Raw genomic sequence first — 25421 nt, 5'->3', positions numbered from 1 at the left:
AGTCAATTTTATGCTAGTAGTACGCGCCATCAACGCCAATGACCTCGATGCCCTGTATGGCCTGGCCAGCCAGGTCGGCACCGGTATGACCACCCTCAAGCCGGACATGAAAATGCTGGGCGACCGCCTGGCCATCGCCTGCGCTTCGTTCGCCGAAACCATCCCGCCCGAAAAGCGCGACTACATGTTCGTCATGGAGGATACCGATACGGGTCGCCTGGCTGGCGTGTGCGCCATCAAGGGCGCCGTGGGCCTGGAAGAACCGTTCTATAACTACCGTATCGGCACCCTGGTCCATTCCAGCCGCGAGCTCGACGTGTTTACGCGCATGGAAACCTTGTACCTGTCGAACGACCTGACGGGCAGCACGGAACTGTGCTCGCTGTTTCTGCACCCCGATTACCGCAGCGGCAACAACGGCAAGCTGCTGTCGAAAAGCCGTTTCCTGTTCATCGCCCAGTTCCCGCAGCTGTTCACGGAAAAGCTGATCGCGGAAATGCGCGGCTACCAGGCGCCGGACGGCAGCTCGCCGTTCTATGAAGGCCTGGGCCGCCATTTCTTCAAGATGGATTTCCACCACGTCGACGATTTGACGAGCCTGGGTAAAAAATCGTTCATCGCCGAACTGATGCCGCGCCAGCCCATGTACGTGGCCTACCTGCCCGACGAGGCGCAGGAAGTCATCGGCAAGGTGCATCTGAGCACGGCGCCCGCGCGCCGCCTGCTGGAACAGGAAGGCTTGCACTTCGAAGGCTATGTCGACATTTTCGACGCCGGTCCCGTGCTGCAGGCGCGCGTCTCCGAACTGCGCGCCATGCGCGACAGCATGCCGGCCGTGCTCGACGCCGACGCTGCGCCGGAAGTGTGCGGCGACGCGTCCCAGGCCGAGCCTTACCTGGTGTCGAACACCGACCTGAAAGATTTTCGCATGATCGTCACCAGCGCCAATCCGCACAGCGGCAAGATCGCGCTCGATGACGATGAACTGCATCTGCTGCGCTGCCATCACGGCGACACCGTGCGCACCTTGTCACTCAACCCGAGGAAGCATCCCCATGTCTAACGTATTGAATCCATCTAGCGCAGCATCGAACTTCATCAACGGCGCCTGGCTGCCAGGCACGGGCCGTGAACTGGTCACCATCGATCCGTCGAACGGCAAGCAGACCTGGGCCAGCCTGGAAGCGACGGAGAACGAAGTCGAGCAGGCTTGCCAGGCCGCGCGCGCCGCCTTTGAAGCATGGGCCGATACGCCCGTCGAAGAGCGCATCGCCATCTGCGTGCGCTTTCGCGAACTGCTGAAGGAACATGCGGAAGCGCTGGCGCTGCTGATCTCGGAAGAAGTGGGCAAGCCGCTGTGGGAGTCGCGCACGGAAGTGGCCACCATGGCCAACAAGATCGATATCTCGGTGCAGTCGTACAACGCGCGCACGGGTATCACGCAAAGCAAGATCGCCGATGGCGACGCCGTGCTGCGCCACCGTCCGCATGGCGTGTTCGGCGTGTTCGGTCCGTACAATTTCCCCGGCCATCTGCCCAACGGCCACATCGTGCCGGCCCTGATCGCCGGTAACACCATCGTCTTCAAGCCCAGCGAATATGCGCCGCGCACGGCCATCAAAACCGTGCAGCTGTGGCAACAGGCCGGCTTGCCGGATGGCGTCGTCAACCTCGTCAACGGCGGACGCGACACGGGCGTGGCCCTGGGTGCCAATCCGCATCTCGACGGCGTGCTGTTTACGGGTTCGTGCCAGACGGGCATCAGCCTGCATCGCCAGTTCGGCGGCCAGCCGGGCAAGATGCTGGCGCTGGAAATGGGCGGCAACAACGCCCTCGTCGTGTGGGACGTCAAGAACGTCGACGCGGCCGTGCACCACGCGATCTTCTCCGCCTTTGTGTCGGCCGGCCAGCGCTGCACCTGCGCGCGCCGCCTGGTGGTGCAGGATAACGCCGCTGGTGCCGCTTTTGTGGCGCGCCTGGTGGAAGTGGCCGCGAAACTGGGTATCGGCGCGTCCGACGCCCAGCCGCAGCCGTTCATGGGCCCAGTGGTATCGAGTGCCGTGGCAAAACGCCTGGTGCAGGCGCAGGCGGACATGGTCGCCAAGGGCGGTACCACCTTGCTGCAGATGCGCCAGTTGAATCCCGAGGCGGGCTTTGTGACGGCCGGCATCGTCGACGTGACTAGTGCTGCCGGCATTCCCGACGAAGAGTGGTTCGGCCCACTGCTGCAAGTGGTCCGCGTGGCCGATTTCAATGCGGCCCTGAAGGTGGCCAACGCCACGGAATTCGGCCTGGCAGCAGCGCTGTTGTCCGACGATCCCGCCCTGTGGCAAACGTTCCAGACGCGCGCGCGCGCCGGCATCGTCAACTGGAACCGTCCGACCACGGGCGCGGCCAGCACGGCGCCGTTTGGCGGCATCGGCAAGTCGGGAAACCACCGTCCGAGCGCGTATTACGCGGCTGACTATTGCGCCTACCCGGTCGCCTCGATCGAGAACAGCGCGCTGGAAATGCCGGCCAAGCTGTCGCCCGGCCTGAATTTTTAAGGAAACTCCCCATGCACAGCACGCGTGAATACAATTTTGACGGCCTGGTCGGGCCATCGCATAACTATGCGGGACTCTCGTTCGGTAATGTGGCCTCGTTCAGCAATGTGAAAAGCACTTCGAATCCGAAGCAGGCCGCCTTGCAGGGCCTGGCGAAGATGCGCGCCCTGGCCGCGCGCGGCTTTGCGCAAGCATTGCTGCCGCCGCAGGACCGGCCGAATTTCCGCCTGCTGCGCTCCATCGGTTTCACGGGCACGGACGCCGAGGTGCTGGCGCGCGCCTACAAGGAATCCCCGGTGATTCTGGCCTGCGCGTATTCCGCCTCGCCCATGTGGACGGCGAATGCCGCCACGGTCAGCCCGTCGGCGGACACGCAAGATGGCCGCGTGCATTTCACGGCCGCCAACCTGAATAACAAGCTGCACCGCGCCTTCGAGCACGCGCAGTCGGCGCGCAGCCTGCGCGCCATTTTCAGCGACGACAAGCACTTCGCCGTGCACGGTGCGCTGCCGTCGACACCGGCCTTCGGCGACGAGGGCGCGGCCAACCACACGCGCCTTGGCGCCAGCCACGGCGCGCCATCGGTGGAATTGTTCGTGTATGGTCGCGTGGAGTTCGACCCGTCCGCGCCATCGCCGAAGCGCTACCCGGCGCGCCAGACCCTGGAAGCGTCGCAAGCCGTGGCGCGATTGCATGGCCTGGACGCGAAGCGCACCGTGTACGTGCAGCAGAATCCGGACGTGATCGACCAGGGCGTGTTCCATAACGACGTCATCGCCGTCGGCAATGGCAATGTGCTGTTCTATCACGAGCAGGCGTTTGCCGATGAAGAAGCAAGCTTGTCGCAGTTGCGCCGCGCCGTCGCCGCCACGGGTGCGCAACTGGACGCGCTGCGCGTGGACACGGGCCAGGTGCCGATCCAGGATGCGGTGACCAGCTATCTGTTCAACAGCCAGTTGCTGACGAAAGAGGGCGGCAAGATGGCGCTGGTGATACCGCAGGAATGCCAGGAAAACCGCGCCGTGTCGCGCTACCTGGAAGGCCTGGTGGCCAGCGGTGGACCCATCGATGAACTGATTCATTTCGACCTGCGCCAGAGCATGCGCAACGGCGGCGGGCCCGCCTGCCTGCGTTTGCGCGTGGCGCTGACGGAAACCGAGGCGCGCGCCATGCACCAGGGCGTGATCATGACGGAAACGCTGTACCATCGGCTGGTGCAGTGGGTGGAAAAACACTACCGCGACCATCTGGAGCCGGGCGACCTGGCCGATCCGCAGCTGGCGCTGGAAGTGCATGCGGCGCTTGAAGAATTGACGATCATCCTCAACTTACCTGGATTGTACGACTTGTAGGCGATAGAAAAACACACAGAACATCCGAGACAACTATCCGTAGCACAGACAGAATTGGACGGGCGACCCCCGTCTCTTGACACCGCTGCCGCCCAGCCACAAGCCCGAACGACAGCGTTGGACATTCACATTACCGTAATGGAGATGCAAGATGAATCACACGCCACAAGATTTGCGTACACAAACGCTGGAGTTGATTAACGCGGCTGGCAATGCAGGCAAGGCGGCAGCGCCTGTCGTGCAGCTGGTGCAGGCATGGCTCGACTCGCTCGACGCCGAAGACCTGGCCGATATCGCGCCCGACAGCCTGGCGCCCGTGCTGGTCGACGGCTTCACGCAAGCGGCCAAGCGCACCGGCAACGGCTGCCAGATCGCCACCCTGCGTTATGCGGATGGACGTGGCGGCATGGCGAGCGCCTTGCTGATCCTGAACGAAGACATGCCTTACCTGGTCGACTCCATCGTCATGGCCATGCGCCGCCAGCACCTGGCCGTGCGTGGCGTGATGAACACCGTGCTGCCCGTGCGCCGCGCCGCCGACGGCAGCGTCGAAGCGGTGCGCCAGCCGGGCGACCCGCTCGAATCGTATGTGCTGGTGCTGCTCGACGAAGAGCTGGCGCCGCAAGCCCAGGCCGCGCTGGTCGCCGCCCTGGAGACGGTCGCGCGTGACGCGGCCGTCGTGCGCCGCGATAGCGCCGCCATGAGCGAGCGCCTGGCCGCCGTTGCCACGGCGGCATCGCAGCATGGCGAAGAAGGCGCGGAAGTGGCAGCCTTCCTGGAGTGGGCCCGCAGCGGCGGCTTTGAAGTGTTCGGCTACGCCTACTATCGCGTCAAGCCGGGCGTGCGCGAACTGGAACGCGACATTCCTAGCCGCGTCGGTGTGCTGCAGGATACGGCGCACCCCGTCTACGGCACCTGCCTGGCGAATATCCCGGGCGACTTCGACACCCTGGCCAAGCGCGATTCGGCGCTGTCCATCGTCAAGGCCGACGTGGCGGGCACTTTGCACCGCGACCAGCAGCTGGACTTCATCGGCGTGCGCGACATGGATGCGCAAGGCGCGATCCTGGGCGAGCATTGCTTCGTCGGCCTGTTCACCCGTGCAGGCAATTCCACCCCGCTGGCGGCGCTGCCGTTTGCGCGCGGCCGCGTAGCCAAGGTTTTGAGCCTGGCCGGCGTGCGCCAGCAAGGCTTCCGCGCCGAGAAATTCCGCGAAATCCTTGAGTCCTTGCCGCGCACGGAAGCGCTGGAAGCGGATCTCGACTGGCTGGCGCAAGTGTGCGGTTCCGTCGTTTCGCTGTACAAGCAGCCGCGCACCAAGGTCTTCGCGCGCCGCGACGTGTATGCGCGCCACCTGAACGTGCTGGTCTACCTGCCGCGCGAGCGCTACAGCGCCAGCGTCGCTTCGAGCCTGGCAAAAGCCCTGCAAGCCAGTTCCGGCGCCACGCATGTGAGCATGCAAACCCTGGTGGCCGACGGTCCTCTGGCGCGCGTCTACCTGATCGCCCACGCCGCGCGCTACCCGCTGGACCTGGAAACGGATATCGAACAGCCGCTGCTGAGCGTGCTCGACGGCTGGCATAACGGTTTTGCCGCCGTGGCCGACGCCGTGCCCGACGTGGCCCTGCGCACCAGCCTGCGCAAACTGTGCGCTACTTTACCGCTTGATTACGTGGCCGCCACCGCGCCGGCCGTCGCCTTCCGCGACCTCGACACCATCCTGCGTAACACGGATCCGGCGCACGTGGCCGTGCGCATCGAGACGGGCGCCGTCACCACCATCCGTTTGTACTCGGCCAACAAGGTGCCGCCGCTGTCGACCATCTTGCCGGCCCTGCACAATGCGGGCGTGGCCATCGACCGCGAACAGGCGTATTCCGTTTCGCTGGCCGACGGCACGCGCCATTTCGTCACCAGCCTGACGGTTGATGCCGCCAGCGCGGCGAAACTGGCACAGCCATCCGTCGTCGCCGTGGCGCAGGAATTGTTTGCCGCCCTGTTCAACGACACGGCCGAAGATGGCCGTTTGAATGGCCTCGTCATCGAAGGCGGCTTGTCGACGCGCGAAGTGCAACTGGTGCGCGCCTATACCAGCTACTGGCGCCAGACGGGCAGCCGCTTCTCGGTGCGCTACATCGCCGAGAGCCTGCGCAAGCAGCCGGCCCAGGTCAAAGCCCTGGTGGAAGCGTTCCTGCAGCGCTTCGATCCTTCGCTGTCCGACGCGCAGCATGCGCAAGCCCTGGAAAGCATCGCCGCCATCAAGGCCGGCCTGCCCTCCGTGAACCATGCCGATACCGAGGAAATCCTCGGCGCGCTGGCCGACCTGATGGCCGCCACCCTGCGCACCAGCTACTTCCAGAACAATCAACAAGGCGACAAGATCATCTTCAAGTTCGACACCAGCAGCCTGGCGCTGGTGCCGGAACCGCGTCCTTACCGCGAGATTTTCGTCTTCTCGCGCCGCTTCGAAGGCGTGCACCTGCGCGGCGGTCCTGTCGCCCGCGGCGGCTTGCGCTGGTCCGACCGCATGGAAGACTACCGCACGGAAGTCCTGGGTCTGGTGAAAGCGCAGATGGTCAAGAATGCCGTCATCGTGCCGGCCGGCGCGAAGGGCGGTTTTGTCTGCAAGATGATGCCGAAGGACGCCGTGCGCGAAACCATCGCGGCCGAAGGCGAAGCCGTCTACCGCCTGTTCATTTCCAGCCTGCTGGAAGTGACGGACAACCGTTCGCTGGGCAATATCGTTCCGCCAGTCGACACCGTGTGCTTCGATGAAGCCGATCCATACCTCGTGGTGGCCGCCGACAAGGGCACGGCCACGTTCTCGGACATCGCCAACGGCATCGCCGTGCAGCGCGGTTTCTGGCTCGGCGACGCGTTCGCCTCGGGCGGCTCGAACGGCTACGACCACAAGAAACTGGGCATCACCGCCAAGGGCGCGTTCGAAGCCGTCAAGCGCCACTTCTATGAAATGGACCACGACCTCAATACCACCCCGATCACCATGGTCGGCGTGGGCGACATGTCGGGCGACGTGTTCGGCAACGGCGTACTGCTGTCGCGTCAGCTGAAACTGGTGGCCGCGTTCGACCATCGCCACATCTTCCTCGACCCGACACCGGACGTCGCCGTCTCGTTCGAGGAACGCGCGCGCCTGTTCGCCTTGCCGCGTTCTTCGTGGGACGACTACAACAAGGAGCTGATCTCGGCAGGCGGCGGCGTGTATCCGCGTACCGCCCGCACGATCGAACTGTCGCCGCAGATCCGCGCCGCGCTCGATATCGCCGAGACCTCGCTGCCGCCGGAAGAACTGATGCACCGCATCCTGAAGTCGCCCGTGGACCTGTTCTACAACGGCGGCATTGGCACCTACATCAAGGCGTCGACGGAGACCCACGCGCAAGTGAAGGACCGCGCGAATGACCACATCCGCGTCAGCGGCAATGAGCTGCGCGTGAAAGTCGTGGCCGAAGGCGGCAATCTCGGTGCGACGCAGGCGGGCCGTATCGAGTTCGCGCTGGCCGGTGGCCGCATCTTCACCGATGCGATCGACAACTCGGCCGGCGTGGATTGCTCGGACCATGAAGTGAACGTGAAAATCTGGCTGGACGTGGAAGTGAATGCGGGCAAGCTGACGGAAGAAGAACGCAACCGCGAGCTGTATGCGATGACGGATGACGTCGAGCGCCTGGTCTTGCGCGACAACACGCAACAGACGCATTTGCTGGTGCGCGAGCTGCAGGCGCAAAGCGAGAGCGCCGTGCAGGATGGCTATGCCGCCCTGATCGCCAGCCTGGAAGAAGAGGGTGCGCTGTCGCGCGATCTCGAGCAGCTGCCGTCGGTGGCCGAACTGGCACGCCGCAAAGCCGACGGTCGCGGCCTGACGACGCCGGAACTGGCGGTGGTGATCGCCAACGTGAAGAACCGCTTCAAGCGCATCCTGTCCGCCTTGCCGCTGACCGGCGAAACGTGGGCCGAGCCGGTGCTCAAGCCGTACTTCCCATCGTTGCTGGTGGAAACCCGTTCGGCGCTCGACCATCCGCTGGCCAACGCCATCCTGGCGACCGTGCTGGCCAATGAAGTGATCAACCGCTGCGGCCCGCTGATGATCCGCAACCTGGCGGCGGAACACGGCGTGGACGAATCGACCGTGATCCTGGCCTGGGGCCAGGCATGGGTGGCGCTGAACCTGGCGCCCGTGTTCGACGCGCTCGATGCGGATGCCTTGACGATTCCACGCGACGTGTCGATCAAGGTCGATGCGCAAACGCGCGTGCTGCAGCAAACGATGATCGCCGGTGTCTTGTCGGTGCCGGCCGAGCAGTTGCGCGGCGCCGGCCTGGCCGAACTGACCGGTTTGTTTGGCGCGGAATCGAAGCGCGAGCTGCTGAAAGCCGTCGGCATCAAGTCGGAAGCGGCGCTGGTGCCGGGCTTGACGCCGGCCTTCGTGCAGGCGTGGGATGCGGTCGACGCGCTGGAAGTCGTCGCCGGCTTCCTGTTCCCGGCCCTGTCCGTGCCGCGTCCTGCTTCGATGGACCTGGCTTCCTTCCTGCAAGTGGGCCTGGCCCTGCGCAGCCAGGCGGGTATCGACACCCTGGAGCGTGGCCTGAAGCTGGCCGCGCAAGGCAAGTCGCAGGAACAGTTGCGCAACTACGCGCAGCAAGCGCTGCGCCGCACGCAACAGCGTCTGCTGACGCAGGTGCTGGCCCGTGCCGAGCAAGGCAATGCGGGCCAGGCCGTCGATGCCGTGACGGGCGCGCTGGGTCTGTCGGCCTATGTGGCGGCGACGGAACTGGAACAAGCCATGCTGGACGTGTGGACCTTGTCGGAAGCCGTGAATAAAATCACGGCGAAAACCCCAGCGGAAGCGGCGGTGGAATGACGCAAGAAGTAACCCAGGTAGTAACACCGGTAGTGCAGGGCGCTGGCGGCTTGCCGCCAGCCGTGCAGGCGCTGGCGCAGGCCGATTTCAGCGGCGTGGCGCAGCTGTTCGCCAACGCCGGCTTCACGGTGGCCTTGCCGGCGCCCGGCATGCTGCAGGTCGTCAAGCCGGGAGCAGGCCGCGCCAGCGTGGCCGTCTCGGTGGGTGTGCATGGCGACGAGACGGGACCGATCGAAGTGCTGGCGCATCTGCTCGACGCCTTGTCGCGAGATGCATCGAAGCTGGCCGTCGATTTGCTCGTTTGCGTGGGCAATGTCGATGCGATCCGGGCCGGCAAGCGTTTCATCGACGCCGACCTCAATCGCATGTTCCGCCCCGTACGGGGCAGCCTGGCGCAGGCGGCGGAAAGCGCGCGCGCCGATGAAATGATCGCCGCGACAACAGCGTTCTTTGCAGCGGCCGGTCCAGTGCGCTGGCACCTGGATTTGCACACGGCCATCCGGCCGTCCGTGTACCCCACGTTTGCCATCGTGCCGGACCTGGTGGCCGACGACGCCAAGGCACAGCTGATCGATTGGCTGGGCCAGGCGGCCATCGGCGCCATCATCATGAACCCGCAGTCGGCCGGCACGTACAGTTATTATTCGGCCGAGCATTTCGGCGCGGCCGCCAGCACGGTGGAACTGGGCCGTGTGGGCACCCTGGGGCAGAACGATTTGTCCCTGTTCGACGACGTGTCGCGGGCGCTCGATGGCTTGCTGCGCGGCTTGCCTGCGCAGCCCGTCAAGGTGCAGCCGCACGTGTTCAAGGTGGCGCAGGAAATCATCAAGCACAGCGATGAATTCCGCATGGCTTTTGACCGCAGCACGCAGAATTTCACGTCCTTGCCGCAGCACGCCGTGATCGCCAGCGATGGCGACCATGTGTACACGGTGCAGCACGCGGAAGAGCTGGTGGTGTTTCCCAACCCGGACGTGCGCGTGGGCTTGCGCGCCGGGCTGATGGTGGTGCGCGTCTCTTGATTGTCCAGTAATCGTCTCGTCTCACAGGCGCCAGCCGGGGAAACCCGTCTGGCGCTTTTTTCATGGAAAAATGCCGCACAGAAATAATTATCCATTAAGCAACCAGTTGATTTAAAATATTTACCCTTTGCAATTTTTTGGACCGATCATGTTGAAACGCCTGCTGACAGCCCTGCTGTGCCTGACCCTCACCGGCCTGACGGCTGCCGCCCCTGCCGAAGACAAGGCTGCCGCAACGGAAATGACGGCCGAGCAATTCCTTGCCCAGTTGCACCTGCAGCGCGGCAAGATCACATTGCCAGGCGGTATCGCCACCCTGGATTTGCCCGCCAGCTTCCGTTATTTGTCGCCGGCGGACGCCGAGCGCGTGCTGGTCGAGGCCTGGGGTAATCCACCGGGCATGGAATCGCTGGGCATGATCGTGCCCGCCAAGACCAGCTTGCTCGAGCGTGATAGCTGGGGCGTGGTGGTGACGTATGAAAAGGAAGGGCATATCAAGGATGACGATGCGGACAGCATCAAATACGATGAATTGCTCAAGGATATGCAGGCATCCGTGCTGGAAAACAATGCGGAGCGCAAGAAGCAGGGTTACCCAGGCATCCATCTGATGGGCTGGGCGGAAAAACCCAGCTATGCCAAGGATACGCACAAGCTGTACTGGGCCAAGGATTTGATGGTCGATGGCGGCGAGCATTCGCTGAACTACAATGTGCGCGTGCTGGGCCGCGAAGGCGTGCTGAACCTGAACGCGATTGCCAGCATGCAGCAGATCGCGACGATCAAACAGGAAATGCAGCAAGTGACGGCGTTCACGGAATTTACCGACGGTAACCGCTACACGGATTTCGACAGCAAGACGGACAAGGTGGCCGAGTATGGCCTGGCGGCGCTGGTGGCCGGTGGCGTAGCCAGCAAGCTGGGCCTGTTTGGCAAATTGCTGGCGCTGCTGCTGGCTTTCAAGAAAGTGCTGCTCCTGGCCGTCGTGGGCGGCGGTGCGGCCATCGTCAAGTTTTTCACTGGCAAGCGCAAGGAGAAGCCGGCGCCGATACAGCAGCAGGAGTCCGTTGAACAGCCAGCGCATTTACCGGACGGCAAGGTCAACCTCGACAAGTAAAAGCAACTGGGCTGCTAGGTGCGCTGACGCACACGGGCGCGGTACCCGAAAACAGCGCCTCGGGTACACTGGCTCATCGTTCACTATCAGGAGTCAGCCATGTCCGTGTCCATGTATCAGGCAACCATTCCCGTCTTCATCCGCGGCTTGCGGGTCGTCTCGTCCCTGCTGGAAAAAGCGCAAGCCCACGTGGAGGAAGATGGCATCGTGCCCGAGATTTTACTGGGTGCGCAGCTGGCGCCCGACATGCTGGATTTGACGGCGCAGGTGCAGCGCGCCAGCGATACGTCGAAGATGTCGGTCGAGCGCCTGAGCGGCGTGCCGGCGCCGAAGTTCGAGGATAACGAAGCGTCCTTCGAGCAGCTACAGGAACGTATCGCCAGCACCATCGCCTACATCGACAGCGTGAATGCGGGCCAAATGGCGGGCAGCGCGCAGAAGGAAGTCGTGCTGAACTGGACCGACGAGGGAACAAAATTCTCGGGCGATGATTACCTGCTCAGTTTTGCCCTGCCGAACTTCTATTTCCACGTTTCCATGGTCCACGCCATCCTGAGAAACAATGGCGTGGCCGTGGGCAAGCTCGACTATCTTGGCCCGTACGATTAACGTTGCGGTTGCTGCTCGACCTGGTTCTGTACAGCATTGCCCAGCATGCCGCCGCCGATCACGCCGGCCACCGTTGCCAGGGCCTTGCCGCGGCCGCCGCCGACCTGATTGCCGATCAAGCCGCCGATGACGGCGCCCGTACCGATGCCCACGTAGTTCGGTTGTGCTGGTGCCGGCGCAGGCACTGGCTGCGGCTGGCGCACAGGTTCGCGGTAGGCTGTGTCGCGGTAGCCATCGTTGTTGTCATTGTAGGCAGGGCGCGCTTGTGCCACTTGCGTGTGGTGCACGACGCGCTTGTGCACGACGGGCGCCGGGGTTGGCGTAGGGGCCGCTTGTGCGACGACAGGCGCGGCAACCGGTGCAGCCACGGGCGCTGCCAGGGCAGCGGCGCTGGCCGGCGTCATGGCGGCCACGTCGGCCGGCACGGCAGGCACATTCGCTCGCGAATTGGGCAGGATGCCGGCGATGGACGCCGCGCCGACCAGGCACAGGACCGTCACGGAAATGGCGGCGCCGGCCATCAAAGGGTGGATGCGGCTGGCGGTAGTCGTCGTGTTCATGTGTTCTCCTGGGGTGGTACTGCGGGTGTTATTGATGTGTCCAGATTAGCGGCCTCGCCTGTCCAAGGCTAGCCCTTGCGCTGTATCAAACGTAAGCAGGTGTAAGCCGCGCTTTCCAAAGCACAGTAGAATCGGTGCTTCCCCTTTTCCGGAGTCCGCCATGAGCCAGCTATTCACGCCGTATGCCCTGGGGCCGCTGCAGGTGGCCAACCGCATCGCCATCGCGCCCATGTGCCAGTACTCGGCCGACAACGGCAACGCCACCGACTGGCACATGATCCACCTGGGCCATCTGGCCCTGTCCGGCGCGGGCTTGCTGATGACGGAAGCGACGGCCGTCTCGCCCGAGGGACGCATCTCGGCCGAAGACCTGGGCCTGTGGTCGGACGCGAACCAGACTGCGCTGTCCAACGTGGTGCAGGCCATCCGCCGCCACGCTCCGATTCCCCTGGTGGTGCAACTGGGCCATGCGGGACGCAAGGCGTCGAGCCGCGCGCCATGGCAGGGTGGTTCCTGCGTGCACCTGGCCGAGGGCGGCTGGCAAACGGTGGCGCCGTCCGCCATCGCCCATGCACCGGGCGAAACCGTGCCGATCGCCCTGGACGAGATGGGCTTGCTGCAAGTGAAGGGCGCCTTTGTCGCGGCCGCTCAGCGCGTGCATGCGCTCGGCATCGAAGGCATCGAACTGCACGCGGCGCACGGTTATCTGCTGCACCAGTTTTTGTCTCCCCTGTCCAACCAGCGTACGGATGCGTATGGCGGCAGCCTGGAAAACCGCATGCGTTTTCCGCTGGAAGTTGTTGAAGCCGTGCGCGCCGCCGTGCCGGCCGACATGGCTGTGGGTGTGCGCATTTCCGCCACGGACTGGGTCGCAGGCGGCTGGGAAATCGAGCAAAGCGTGCGTTTCGCGCAGGAACTCAAGCAGCTGGGCGCCGACTTCATCCACGTCTCCAGCGGCGGCGTTTCGCCGCAGCAGCAAATTCCCGTGGGACCCGGCTACCAGGTGGCGTTTGCCGAACGCATCAAGCGCGACAGCGGTTTGCCCACGATTAGCGTGGGCCTGATCACGGAGGCGCAGCAGGCGGAAGACATCATCGCCAACGGCCAGTCCGACATGGTGGCGCTGGCGCGCGCCATCCTGTTCGACCCGCGCTGGCCCTGGCATGCGGCGGCCCAGCTGGGTGCGCAAGTGCAGGCGCCGCCGCAGTACTGGCGTTCGCAGCCGCGTGAATTCAAGAACCTGTTCGGCGACACGACCTTGGGGCAGCGCTAAGGGAACGGCTCTGCTACACTGACGCTTCTTTCCCATTTCTCCAGGACGCTTCGACATGCGCCATTGATACTGCCGTGCTGTGCACGGCCTCGCCCATCCCGCCACAGCGCATAGCGCCGCGCGGGTTCGCCAGCCTTGCTCAAGGAGTATCCATGCCCGCATTACTACAACTCGACCGTCTGTCCTTTGTGCTGCCCGATGGCCGCACCCTGTTTTCCGATTTGCAATTTAGCTTTGCCCCGCAACGTATCGGCCTCGTCGGCGATAACGGCGTGGGCAAGAGTGTGCTGGCGCGCCTGCTGGCGGGCCAGGCGCAGCCGTCTTCCGGCGCCGTGCGCTGCGACGGCCGCGTGCATTACGTGGCGCAGGAGCTCGATCCTGAGCGCTATCGCACCGTGGCGGCGCTCGCCGGCATGGACGACTTGCTGGCCGCGCTGGCGCGCATTGCCGAAGGCAGCGTCGATGAAGCCGACTATGCGCTCGTGGGAGAGCGCTGGGATGCCCACACCCGTTTGCGCCAGGCGCTCGATGCGCTCGATTTGCGCCATGTCGATGCCGCTACGCCAACGGCCAGCCTGAGCGGCGGCGAGCGCCAGCGCATCGCTCTGCAGGGCGCCTGGCTGTCGCAGGCGGACTGGCTGGTGCTCGATGAGCCGAGCAACCATCTCGATGTACAGCAGCGCGCCCGCCTGGTGGCGCAGATGGCGCGCTGGCCGGGTGGCTTGCTGCTGGTCAGCCATGACCGCAGCTTGCTCGAGCACGTCGATGCAATCGTCGAGCTGTCTAGCCAGGGCTTGCGCAGCTATGGAGGCAATTACGCGATGTATGCACAGCAGCGCGCGCTGGAACAGGCCGGTTTTGCTGCCGCCCTGCAGGCGGAAAAGGCGGGCGCCAGACGCGAACAGCGCGACGCGCAGCAGCAAGCCGAACGCCAGCAGAAACGGGTGGTGCGTGGTGAGCGCGAGGGGCGCGAAGGCAACCAAAGCAAGCTGCTGCTCGACGCACGCAAAGAGAAAAGCCAGGATAGCCAAGGCAAGTTGCGCCTGCGCGCGCAAGAGGCGCAGCAGGCGCGCCAGCAACGGGTGATGGACGCCAGCGCCCGCTGCGCGCCCGAGGCTGAACGGCTGTTGCTGGCGCCCGACAGCGCCGTGCCGAACGGCAAGCTGATCCTGGAACTGCGCGACGTGGTCTTGCCCTATGGCCAGGCGCAGCCTGTGAGCCTGGTCATCAGCGGCCCGCGCCGCCTGGCCGTGACGGGCAATAATGGCAGCGGCAAGTCGACCCTGCTGCGCGTGATCGCCGGACAACTGGCGCCCGCCAGCGGCGAGGTACTGTGCCATGCGCGGGTGGCGTGGCTGGACCAGCATGCCGGACTGCAAGACGGCGAATGGAGCGCCGTGCAGCGCTTGCAGGAACGCAATAGCACGATGGCGGAAGGGGACTTGCGCACGCGGCTGGCGCTGCTGGGCATTGCCGGCGCACGCGCCACCATGCCCAGCCGTTTACTCAGCGGTGGCGAGCGCATGAAGGTGGCGCTGGCGGCCGAGCTGTATGCGCAGGCGCCGCCGCAACTGTTGCTGTTAGACGAACCCGACAATCATCTGGACCTGGCCAGCCTGCAGGCGCTGGAGCAGATGCTGCTGCAATACCGGGGCGCGTTACTTGTGGTTTCGCACGACCAGGCATTTCTGGATGCGATAAACCTTGACCCCGAGGGCTTGACATTGCACAAGTGACAATTTAATGAAAAAAGTCACGCTCGATGCCTGTAGAGCATGCTTCATGAACTGATGCTGAATTTTGTTTGATTGTCGGTATAATCCACTGAATAACCGGGCCTATTTGTGAACTAAAACTGCTGGTTCACCAATATGATGACGTTTAATCTGGCACTGTTGTCGGTCACTACCGCGCTGCCAGGGCGTCATCCTCCGTGCCCTGCCGTGCATGAATTCTGGTTTCGCTTATATTGTTTTCTTGGAGAAATAGCATGTCGTTTTACGAAAAACTCAAGGCCCTCAACATTGAACTGCCAGTCGTTGCCGCGCCAGCTGCCGCCTACGTGATGCATGCGCGCACGGGCAACACCGTCTTCCTGTCCGGCCACCTGGCCAAGAAGGATGGCAAGGTCTGGGTTGGTCAACTGGGCAAGGACGTCACGACGGAAGAAGGCAAGATCGCCGCGCGCGGCATCGCCATCGAACTGATCGCCACCCTGCAAGACGCGTGCGGCGGCGACTTGAACAAGGTCAAGCGCATCGTCAAGGTCATGAGTCTGGTCAATTCCACCTCCGCATTCACGGAACAGCACCTGGTGACCAATGGCGCCTCGGAATTGTTCGTCGAAGTCTTCGGCGACAGCGGCAAGCACGCGCGCTCCGCCTTCGGCGTGGCGCAAATCCCGCTGGGCGCTTGCGTCGAGATCGAGCTGATCGCTGAACTGGCCTGACGCAGTAGCCTGACCACATGAGCATGCCGGCGCTTGCCGCCGGCGCGCCCTTTCTTCCTTTCCAGCAAGAGCGGAACCGCCATTGGGGTGGAGGGATCGGTGTATTCAAGAAAAAAACGGAGACACGTAATGAAAACGAGTGAACAAGGCTTGCACCGCGGCCTGGGTGAGCGGCAGATCCGCCTGATGGCGCTGGGCGCTGCGATTGGCGTGGGCCTGTTTTTGGGTTCCGGCAACGCCATCAAGATGGCCGGTCCCGGCATCATGCTGTCGTACATCATCGGTGGCGCGGTCATCTTCATGATCATGCGCGCACTGGGCGAAATGGCCGTGCACAACCCGGTCGCCGGCTCCTTCAGCCGCTATGCCCAGGATTACCTGGGACCCCTGCAAGGCTATCTGACGGGCTGGAACTACTGGTTCCTGTGGCTGGTCACGTGCGTGGCGGAAATTACCGCCGTCGCCATCTACATGGGCATCTGGTTCCCCGACACGCCGCGCTGGATCTGGGCCCTGGCGGCCCTGGGTTCCATGGGCGCGATCAACCTGCTGGCCGTGAAAGCCTACGGCGAGTTCGAGTTCTGGTTCGCCCTGATCAAGGTCGTCACCATCATCCTGATGATCGTCGGCGGCACGGGCATGATCGTCTTCGGTCTGGGCAACGATGGCGTGGCCATCGGTATCTCGAACCTGTGGACGCATGGCGGCTTCTTCCCGAATGGCGCGCAGGGCGTATTGATGTCCTTGCAGATGGTGATGTTTGCCTACCTGGGCGTGGAAATGATCGGCCTGACGGCTGGCGAAGCGGCCAACCCGAAGAAATCGATTCCAGACGCCATCAATTCCGTGTTCTGGCGCATTTTGATTTTCTATGTCGGCGCCTTGTTCGTCATCCTGTCGATCTATCCATGGAATGAAATCGGCACCACCGGCAGCCCCTTCGTCATGACGTTCGAACGCCTGGGCATCAAGACGGCCGCCGGCATCATCAACTTCGTCGTGCTGACGGCAGCCTTGTCGTCGTGCAATGGCGGCATCTTCAGCACGGGCCGCATGCTGTACAACCTGGCACTGCAAGGCCAGGCGCCGAAGGCGTTTGCGGAAACCACGGCCAGCGGCGTGCCGCGCCGCGCCATTCTCGTGTCCGTGTTTGCTTTGTTGCTGGGCGTGCTGCTGAACTACCTGGTGCCGGAAAAAGTGTTTATCTGGGTGACCTCGATTTCCACCTTCGGCGCCGTCTGGACCTGGGGCGTGATCCTCGTCACGCAGATCCAGTTCCGCAAGACCCTGACGCCACTGGAAATCAAGAACCTGGCCTTCCGCATGCCGTTCGCGCCGTATGGCTCCTGGATTTCGCTCGCTTTCCTGGCGCTGGTGATCGGCCTGATGGCGTATTTCCCCGATACGCGCATCGCCCTGATGGTGGGACCGGCCTGGCTGATCCTGCTGACGGTGCTGTACTACGTGCTGGGCCTGGCGCCGAAAGAGGGCCGCGACGACGTGCCGCAAGGCTACGAGGCAGGCTGGTCGCCGGCTGATGCGCCGCACGGCAAGAAGTAATTCAGCTGAACTGAGCTGAACCAGAAGCGCGCCCCTGCCCCTGCAGCGGCGCGCTTTTTCTTTCATCTCGGCAATCTCAGGCTCCGCTAGCGCCTATGCGCATTACGCGGCGCACGCCTGGCGTTGTTTCCATGCATCAAAGTTCTGTTTGGCTGTGCCGGTGAAAGCCCTATAATCGCTTAGTTTTGAAAATGGACGCGATCTTTCCGGTTTTTTGCCAGGTAGGGCCGGAGCGCTATTTGTTTTTACCCGTCATACGAATATGTGTGCCTCATAAAGGAATATTAGTGAGCCAAACCCTGGTCCAGAAAATTTGCCGCACCAAGCCGATCGATACCACGGTCGAATATGGTGAAGGCCTCAGCAGCAGTGGCTTGAGCCGATCCATCGGCCTGTTTTCCCTCACCATGATTGGCGTCGGCGCCACCATCGGCACGGGCATTTTCTTTACCATGGTCGAAGCCGTGCCCAAGGCGGGTCCTTCGGTCGTCCTGTCTTTCCTGATCGCCGCCATCACGGCCGGCCTGACGGCCTTGTGCTATGCGGAGCTGTCGTTCCGTATCCCCGCCTCCGGCTCCTCGTATTCGTTTGCCTACGCCACCGTCGGCGAGTTTCTTGCCTTCATCATGGCCGCCTGTCTGCTGCTCGAATACGGCTTGGCGGGCAGTGCCGTGGCCATCGGCTGGTCGTCCTACTTGAACAACTTCCTGGAAAATGCGTTTGGCTGGCACATACCCGAGATGCTGCGCACGCCGATGATCGTTTCCGGCCCGCATGGCATGGAGTTTCATGCCGGCCACATCAACCTGCCGCCGATCTTTTTGATCTGCATGTGCGGTTTCCTGCTGTTGCGCGGCGCCAAGGAATCGGCGCTGATGAACGCCATCATGGTCATCATCAAGCTGTCCATCCTCGTATTCTTCATTGCCATTGCCTTTTCCGGTTTCAACGCCGACAACTTCGTGCCGTTCTTCAATACCGACAATAGCAAGGGCTTTGCCGGCATGACGGGCGTAACGGCCGCGGCCGGCACCGTCTTCTTCTCCTTCATCGGCCTCGATACGGTGGCGACGGCCGGCGACGAAGTGAAAGACCCCAAGCGCAATGTCCCGCGCGGCATCCTGTATGGCTTGCTGATCGTCACCGTGTTCTATCTGCTGGTGGCCGTGGCCGCCCTCGGTGCGCAACAGGCGAAATTGTTCGAAGGCCAGGAAGCGGGCCTGGCGGTGATCCTGCAAAACGTGACGGGCAAGACCTGGCCCGCGCTGGTGCTGTCGGCCGGCGCCGTCATTTCCGTCTTCAGCGTGACCCTGGTGACGATCTATGGCCAGACGCGCATCCTGTTTGCCGTCAGCCGCGACGGCCTGATCCCGAAATCGTTCCAGAAGATCCACCCGCGCACCCTGGTGCCGGTCAGCAATACCATCATCGTTTGCCTCGTCGTGGCCGTGGTGGCGGGTTCCATCGATGCGACTTACCTGTGGGATATGGTCAGCATCGGCACCCTGACGGCTTTCATGGTGGTCTCGATCGCCGTGCCCGTGCTGCGCCACAAGCAGGGCGCGAACCGCATCGAAGGCTTCAGCGTGCCGTTCGGCCCGTATGTGATTCCCGGCCTGAGCGTACTCGCCTGCCTGTACATCATGCGCGATTTGCCGCATACGACGTTTGTCGTGTTTAGTATCTGGATGACGGTGACGGTGGCCATTTACTTCCTGTACAGCATGCGGCATTCGCACCTGGGCAAGAAGGCCCGCTAATGCAGTCTGTTCCATCCAAAACCGCCGCGCTTGCCGGCGGTTTTTTTTATTTCTAACCGGAATTTACATGATGAAAATAACTGATCTGGCCGCCTGCGGCTTGCTGGCAAGCAGCCTTCTGGGCACCACGGTACAGGCCGCCGTTGCAACCGGGCCGGCATTGCGCGATTACCGCGCCGTGGCCCTGTCCGCCGATGGCCAGCGCATCGCCGCCATCGAATCGAACAAGGCCGGCGAGCAAGCGCAGCGCCCGCACGCTGCCATCGTCGTGCGCGACGCCGCCAACGGCGCCATTGTGCAGCAATTCGATCCGTGTGCCGTGTGTTCCTACGACAAGCCCAGCTGGTCGCCAGATGGAAAACAGCTGGCCTTTGTCGGCTACGACGCCAAGGCGGGCACGGCGCAGCTGTACCTGGCCACCCTGTCGCAAACGCCAGTCCGAACGTTGACCAGCATCAAGGGCGTGGCCAGCACGGCGCTCTGGTCGCCGGACGGCAAGCAGTTGGCCTTGCTGGCCACGGTGGGCGCGCGCAAGCTGGCCGGCGCCGTCGAGGCGGGCGCGCGCCAGGTGGGCGAAGTGGGCAGCGAAGACGATGCCCAGCGCATCGCCGTCGTGCCGGCCAGCGGCGGCGAGCTGCGCTTGCTGTCGCCAAACGACACCTATGTGTATGAATACAGCTGGACGCCCGATGGCCGCGGCTTTGTCGCCACCAGCGCGCAGGGCAATGGCGACAGCAACTGGTGGGTCGCCAAACTCAGCCATATCGATGCGGCCACGGGCGCCCTGCGCGTGATCGCGTCGCCGGCCATGCAGCTGAACCTGCCCTCGGTTTCGCCCGATGGCAAGACAGTGGTCTTCATCGGCGGCCTGATGAGCGATTTTGGCTCCATCGGCGGCGATATCTATACGGTGCCGCTGGCCGGCGGCACGCCGCGCAATGTGACACAAGACTATCGCGGTACCTTCAATGGCGTCGTCTGGCGCGGCGCCCGTTTGCTGGCAACGGCCCTGATCGATTCGCAGCTGGCGCTGGTGCCCGTCGATGCGCAGACCGGCCCCAGCCAACCTGTGCTGCTCGGAGAAATCAGCAGCAGCGGCAGCGATGGCCGCTTGTCGTTCAGCGCCGACGGCTTGCAAGCGGCGGCCGCGCAGGAAGACTTTACGCACGCTTCCTACCTGATGGCCGGGCCGGTGGGCCGGCTGAAAAAGATCACGCGCGACAATGACGGCTTTGCGCCGCAGCTGACGGTGCAGAACGTGGGTTGGAACAACGAGCAATACAAGGTGCAGGGCTGGCTGCTGGGACCGTTGAAGACGGACGCCGGCAAGCGCTACCCGATGATCGTCAACGTGCATGGCGGCCCCGGCGCGGCTGCCTCGCCCCGTTACGTGGGCGCGGGCACCCTGATCCACGAATTGACGCAAAAAGGTTATTTCGTCTTCCTGCCCAATCCGCGCGGCAGCTTTGGCCAGGGCCAGGCATTTACGCGCGCCAATATGGCGGACTTTGGCGGCGGCGACTGGCGCGACATTCTTGCCGGCATCGACGCCGTGCAAAAAGTGGCGCCCGTCGATGGCGAGCGCCTGGGCCTGATCGGCCATTCATATGGCGGCTTCATGACCATGTGGGGCGTCACGCACAGCGACCGCTTCAAGGCGGCCGTGGCGGGCGCGGGCGTGTCGAACTGGATCAGCTATTACGGCCAGAACGGCATCAACCAGTGGATGATCCCGTTCTTCGGCGCCTCCGCGTATGACGATCCGGCCGTCTACCGCAAGGCCTCGCCGATCGAATCGATCAAGGCGGCCAAGACGCCAACCCTGATCTACGTGGGCGAGCGCGACGTGGAAACGCCGGCCGCCCAGTCGCTGGAATTCTGGCACGGCTTGCGCGCCATGGGCGTGCCGTCCAGCCTGTTCATCTACGACGGTGAAGGCCATTCCTTCCGCAAGCCCGAGCACCAGCGCGACTTGCAGAAGCGTACTATCGGCTGGTTTGAGCGCTACCTCAAGTAGCTCGCTTATACATCCATGCGCAGCTGCAAGCCCGTTGCCGTGTACGTTGGCGTCACCTTGAAACCATCGGCGGTGATGCTGTCGAACTTGCCTTTCAGGCTGGCGGCCTGCAGCACGGTCAGGGTGTCGCCGGCGGCCGGCTTGTAGCCGTTCTGGAACGTCACCTTCAGGCTGCCGCCCGCCACCGTCATCTGGCCCGCCACGCTCAGGCGGCCTTGCTGTCCGCTGCCCAGCTTCAATTCCAGATTGCCGGTGGCCAGCTGCGTGTACTTGCCGGCCAGCGCCAGGCCGGACGGGGCATTGCCGACCAGGGTGCCGCCGCTGACATACACGTCGCCCTTGCCGAAGGCCGTGGCCGACAAGCCTTCCAGGCGGCCCCCTTCCAGCTGCGTGCCGCCGCTCCAGCTATTGTTGCCGCCCAGCTTCAGGGTGCCCGTGCCTTGCTTGTTCAGCTTGCCCGTGCCGCCGATGTCGTTGCGCCAGCGGTCGACGGTGTAGAAGCCGCCCTTGGCTGCATCCATGCTGATGACGACATTGCCCATGAAGACGGCATAGCCGTCGGCGGCGGCAAACAGGTTCAAGCGGCCCCAGCCTTCAGCATCGTCCATCACCGGGTAGCCCGATGACAAGGCCGTTGTTTTCAGCACCACGCGGCGCTGTGCATCGGACAGATACGGCAAACGCGTTTCCAGCAGCACTTCCGCGCCTTTCGGCACGACGGCTGGCGCGTTGGCGGCGCCCGTCTGCGCGAAACCGAAGGTCAGGCGGCGGATATAGGCGGCCTTGGTGCTGGCGTAGTCCGAAAAGCGGTCGTTGGCGCCGGTGCCCGAGTGGGCATAGTCGTAGAAGGTGTCGGCCGTGGTGCCGGTTTTCGCCATCAGGGTCGTGTGCGCCTGCGTCACGGCGGCGGCCTTGGTGGCGGCCGTTGCCGGGTCGAGCAGGTTGGCGGCGACGATGGCTTGCGCCTGCACGCGGCCGCTGATCACGTCGAGCGGCGAATGCATGCCGGCGATGATGCGGTTTTCACCGAGTTCCAGGCCCCGCGCCACCATTTCCTGGTAGCGCTCGGGCAAGGTATACGCCATGCCCAGCGCACCGCGCACGGCTTCGGCCGAGTGGCCGCTGGTAAAGCCGCCATCGGTGGCGGGCGTGGCGCTCCGGGCCGGCAGCAGGGCCGGGATCACGGCTACGTTGCTGCTCCAGCGGAACGGGCGCGCATATTTGTAGAAGCGCTTGGCCGGTTCCGTCGAGCCATTGTTGCCCATGGCGTTGACGAGGCCCACCACGTTGCCGAACTCGGCATTGGCGCTGCCTGCCACGCCCGTGTTGCTGCCGCTATCGTTGTAGAGCTTGCTTGTCGCGTCCGGCGCGATGTCGGTGATGCTGGTGGTCTGGCGCGCCGCGCTGCGCCAGGCGTCCGTCAGCGGACCCATGCCGTCGGTGATGCTGTAGCCCTTGCCGCGGCGGTCATCGAGGTAGGCGGCCAGTTCCTGCGCCGGCGTGCGGCTGGTGGTGGCTTTGACGACGAAATCGATGTTCGCATTGTGCACGCTGGCATTGACGATGGTGCCGCCCGGCGTGCCATCGTTGGGCACGCCCGTCCAGGCGGAAGGCACGACCGCAGGGAAGCCGTCCACGGCTGGCGCCGAGACGCCGGCATCGACGATTTCCGTCAATGGTTTCCATATGTCGAGCATGCCGGCCAGTACGCGTACGCCCGCATTCGTGGCGGCTGTGGCGTAGCGCGCATCGCCGCGCTGGTTGCTGGCGATATTGTCGACAAAGGGGATGGCCGTGGCCGATGGCGGCGCCGTGTCGGGCGCACCCTGGTCGGCGGGCGCGGCGGGAATGACGAGCGCTGCTTCCTGGTGGTCGGAACCGCCGCAGGCGGCAAGGGCGAGGGCGGCGCTGATGGCCAGCGCCAGCGGCAGGCGCCGGCTCAGGGGAAATGCGTGCATGGATGACCTTGGCTGGAAGTGGAAAAACCATGGCAGCATAGAGAGGCCAGATGACCTCCTGATGACACCACTTGCGCCAGGGCGCTCCCAAAAGATTATCTGGGTGCCACGATATGCACGATCGCCGCGCTATGCACCACGATCTTGTCGGCATCGGCCTGCAACAGGCGGATGCGTCTTTTGACCAGCGGCCAGCCCGACCAGTCCACTTCGCTCACGGGCGGTGCGGCAGGGGCCGCCAGCGGGGCGCTGATGGCGGCCTTGTTGTCGAGCTGATCGAGCGCGCGCGACAGGGTCAGACACACTTGCGTATGGCTGTGGCCAAGCAGGGCGTTGACGGGCGCGACGGGCAGCTGGCTGGCATGGCGCCCCAGGATGGAGCGCAGCGCCGCCACGTGGGCGACCAGCAAGTAATTTTGCACGATGAACAGGTTGATGTCTTCCACGGCCCGCTGCTTGCTGGCCGGTTCATCGAGCATGCGCACCAGCGCCGAGCTGAGCGCGGCCAGGCTGTCCATCAAACGCTTGCGCTCGATGCGGTAGGCGAAGTCATCGAAACACTTTCCCTGCAGCAGCGCGAAGCTGGCTTGCATGTATGACAGGTTCACGTTCAGCACTTGGCGCACGAGGCGCGGCAGGCTCTGGTATTCCCAGTTGGCCAGCACGAAGCTGAACACGGTGGCCACCGCCGCGCCGATCAGGGTGTCGATCAGGCGCTCGCTGACGAGGTTCGGGTTGCTGGGCGCCACCAGATGCATTTGCAGCAAGATCATCAGGCTGACGGCAATGGCCGTGTAGCGGTAGCGCAAATAGATGAAGGTGGGCGTGGCCACGATGGAGAGGAACAGGATGGCCATCAGCACGATATTGCTGTGCACGTAGCGGATCACGATGGCCGTGACCACGCAGCCGATGATGGTGCCGATGATGCGGTCGGCGCGGCGCTGGCGCGTCATGCTGAACGTGGGGCGCAGGATGATGACGATGGTGAGGACGATCCAGTAGCTGTGCGCCGCATACGGCAGCCAGTGGCCGATCAGCAAGCCAACGGAAATGGCCATCGACACGCGCAGGGCGAAGCGGAATACGGGCGAGTCCAGGCGCAGATTCGACAGCAGGGTCTTCAGTTCGTATTTCTGCTGCGACAGGAATGGCGCCATGTCCGCGCCGCTCCAGAACGGCGCGTTGTCATAGACTTTTTGCGTGGCCAAATGCAGTTCACCGATCATTTTCAGAATGGCGCGGATCTTGTTGCGCTGCGCGCGCAGGGTGGCCAGCGCTTCCTGCGCAGCGTCGCCCTTTGCCTGCAGTCGGGCAATTTCCGCTTCGATGTCGGCCCATTCCTTGTCATAGCTGATCTGCGCATACGAAGCGCGCTTGCGCGTGACGGCGTAGGCGACGGATTCGATATCGCGCGCCGCCTTGTAGGCCAGGTCGTGCAGGGATTTCAGCACGTCGGAGTCGGCCAGATGCTGGCGCAGCAGCGCGTAGTCCGTGTGCGTTGAGAGTATCAGTTCATACAGATCGAGCATGCACACGTGCACCTGCACGACGATGGCATCCTTGCTGTTCTTGTGGCTGCGCAAGATCAAGTCGCGCGACGCTTGCTGGCGGTCGGCCAGGATGCTTTGATGGCGCACCAGCTTGTTGAACTGCTCCGTCAAATTGAAACGCGTGTCGTAGAAATCGGCCTTGATGTCGATGTAGGCGGCCAGTTCGAACAGGGCTTCGGCCAGCACTTGCTGCTTGATGCGGTGGCGCAAGACCCAGGCGATGGCCATGGCATAGGCCAGATAGATCAAGCCGCCCAGCATGAACAGGCCCGCGTGGTGAAACGATTGCTGCCACGTCATCTGATGCTCCATCGACATGGTCATGATGAACAGGGCGGCCAGTTGCAAGGGCATGGATTTCTTGCCGTACACCACCATCATGCTGGCGAGAAAACTGACGAGCACGAGCACCATCATCAACAGCCACTGCACGGGCCCGCACAGGCTGATCAATAAGGTCACGGCGCTGCACAGCAGCACGGAAGCGAGCATTTCGTTGAACTTGTGGCGAAGCGGGCTGGGCATGTCCATCAGGGTCGTGCACAGGGCGCCGATGCACACGGTCATGGCCGTGGCGCTGTCGCTGATTTCCTGGGTCAGCAAGGCCAGGCCGACCAGGCCGATGGCCACGCGCAAGCCCAGGTAAAAATAATGGCTGTAAATAAAGGTGCGCAGGTTCAGTGCGTAGTGCATGGGATTACCTTGTGGGCAGGGCACAGAAAGAGGCGCCGCACCGGGGTCTCCGATGCGGCGCCAGGATGTT

16 protein-coding genes are annotated in these 25421 nt (G+C 63.6%); 13 read left to right on the top strand and 3 right to left on the bottom strand.

The window, feature by feature from the left end; all coding sequences use genetic code 11:
* Positions 1 to 10 precede the first annotated feature (10 nt).
* From astA to V3C40_RS09985, 7 genes are all read left to right on the top strand, one after another.
* Positions 11 to 1063, top strand: a complete 1053-nt coding sequence (gene astA, locus V3C40_RS10015; RefSeq protein WP_331777317.1) for an arginine N-succinyltransferase — start codon at positions 11 to 13, stop codon at positions 1061 to 1063.
* Positions 1056 to 2546, top strand: coding sequence for a succinylglutamate-semialdehyde dehydrogenase (gene astD, locus V3C40_RS10010; protein ID WP_331777316.1), 1491 nt, complete (start codon positions 1056 to 1058; stop codon positions 2544 to 2546). The genes astA and astD overlap by 8 nt, the downstream gene beginning before the upstream one ends.
* 11 nt (positions 2547 to 2557) lie before the next feature.
* Positions 2558 to 3898: an N-succinylarginine dihydrolase gene (gene astB, locus V3C40_RS10005; RefSeq protein WP_331777315.1), complete on the top strand. Its 1341-nt coding sequence runs from the start codon at positions 2558 to 2560 to the stop codon at positions 3896 to 3898.
* Positions 3899 to 4049: 151 nt separating this feature from the next.
* Positions 4050 to 8780: an NAD-glutamate dehydrogenase domain-containing protein gene (locus V3C40_RS10000; RefSeq protein WP_331777314.1), complete on the top strand. Its 4731-nt coding sequence runs from the start codon at positions 4050 to 4052 to the stop codon at positions 8778 to 8780.
* Entirely contained in the window at positions 8777 to 9802 is a 1026-nt protein-coding gene (locus V3C40_RS09995) for a succinylglutamate desuccinylase (protein WP_331777313.1), read from the top strand. Before V3C40_RS10000 ends, V3C40_RS09995 begins: the two co-directional genes overlap by 4 nt.
* A 148-nt stretch (positions 9803 to 9950) precedes the next feature.
* Positions 9951 to 10919 (top strand): DUF2167 domain-containing protein, encoded by a 969-nt coding sequence (locus V3C40_RS09990; protein WP_331777312.1) that lies wholly within the window; start codon positions 9951 to 9953, stop codon positions 10917 to 10919.
* 99 nt (positions 10920 to 11018) lie between these two features.
* Positions 11019 to 11528 carry a DUF1993 domain-containing protein gene (locus V3C40_RS09985; protein WP_034745557.1) on the top strand — a complete coding sequence of 170 codons (510 nt, stop codon included), beginning with the start codon at positions 11019 to 11021 and terminating at the stop codon, positions 11526 to 11528.
* Here V3C40_RS09985 and V3C40_RS09980 read toward each other — a convergent pair.
* Positions 11525 to 12088: a glycine zipper 2TM domain-containing protein gene (locus V3C40_RS09980; RefSeq protein WP_331777311.1), complete on the bottom strand. Its 564-nt coding sequence runs from the start codon at positions 12086 to 12088 to the stop codon at positions 11525 to 11527. The two genes, V3C40_RS09985 and V3C40_RS09980, sit on opposite strands and share 4 nt — an antisense overlap.
* A 160-nt stretch (positions 12089 to 12248) precedes the next feature.
* On the opposite strand from V3C40_RS09980, the gene V3C40_RS09975 reads away from it, so the two are divergent.
* From V3C40_RS09975 to V3C40_RS09950, 6 genes are all read left to right on the top strand, one after another.
* Entirely contained in the window at positions 12249 to 13361 is a 1113-nt protein-coding gene (locus tag V3C40_RS09975) for an NADH:flavin oxidoreductase/NADH oxidase (RefSeq protein ID WP_331777310.1), read from the top strand.
* A 152-nt stretch (positions 13362 to 13513) separates the two neighbouring features.
* Positions 13514 to 15097 (top strand): ABC-F family ATP-binding cassette domain-containing protein, encoded by a 1584-nt coding sequence (locus tag V3C40_RS09970; RefSeq protein WP_331777309.1) that lies wholly within the window; start codon positions 13514 to 13516, stop codon positions 15095 to 15097.
* A 254-nt stretch (positions 15098 to 15351) separates the two neighbouring features.
* Positions 15352 to 15810 (top strand): RidA family protein, encoded by a 459-nt coding sequence (locus V3C40_RS09965; RefSeq protein WP_034778908.1) that lies wholly within the window; start codon positions 15352 to 15354, stop codon positions 15808 to 15810.
* A 129-nt stretch (positions 15811 to 15939) separates the two neighbouring features.
* Positions 15940 to 17370 (top strand): amino acid permease, encoded by a 1431-nt coding sequence (locus tag V3C40_RS09960; protein WP_070302846.1) that lies wholly within the window; start codon positions 15940 to 15942, stop codon positions 17368 to 17370.
* Between the two features lie 287 nt (positions 17371 to 17657).
* Complete coding sequence (locus V3C40_RS09955; protein ID WP_034745575.1) at positions 17658 to 19130, top strand: amino acid permease; 1473 nt, start codon at positions 17658 to 17660, stop codon at positions 19128 to 19130.
* Positions 19131 to 19197: 67 nt separating this feature from the next.
* On the top strand, positions 19198 to 21147 hold the full coding sequence (locus tag V3C40_RS09950) for a S9 family peptidase (RefSeq protein WP_331777308.1): 1950 nt from the start codon (positions 19198 to 19200) through the stop codon (positions 21145 to 21147).
* Positions 21148 to 21152: 5 nt separating this feature from the next.
* Here the strand turns inward: V3C40_RS09950 and V3C40_RS09945 are convergent, their stop codons facing one another.
* A complete protein-coding gene (locus tag V3C40_RS09945; RefSeq protein ID WP_331777307.1) occupies positions 21153 to 23105 on the bottom strand; it encodes an acid phosphatase in 1953 nt (650 codons plus the stop codon).
* Between the two features lie 95 nt (positions 23106 to 23200).
* Positions 23201 to 25351 (bottom strand): FUSC family protein, encoded by a 2151-nt coding sequence (locus tag V3C40_RS09940; protein WP_331777306.1) that lies wholly within the window; start codon positions 25349 to 25351, stop codon positions 23201 to 23203.
* Positions 25352 to 25421 lie beyond the last annotated feature (70 nt).

The sequence above is a fragment of the Janthinobacterium sp. LS2A genome (assembly GCF_036543145.1).
Taxonomy (GTDB): Bacteria; Pseudomonadota; Gammaproteobacteria; order Burkholderiales; family Burkholderiaceae_D; genus Janthinobacterium; species Janthinobacterium aestuarii.
The sequence above is the reverse complement of the archived record's forward strand: the minus strand, read 5'-3'. Positions and strand labels throughout refer to the sequence as shown.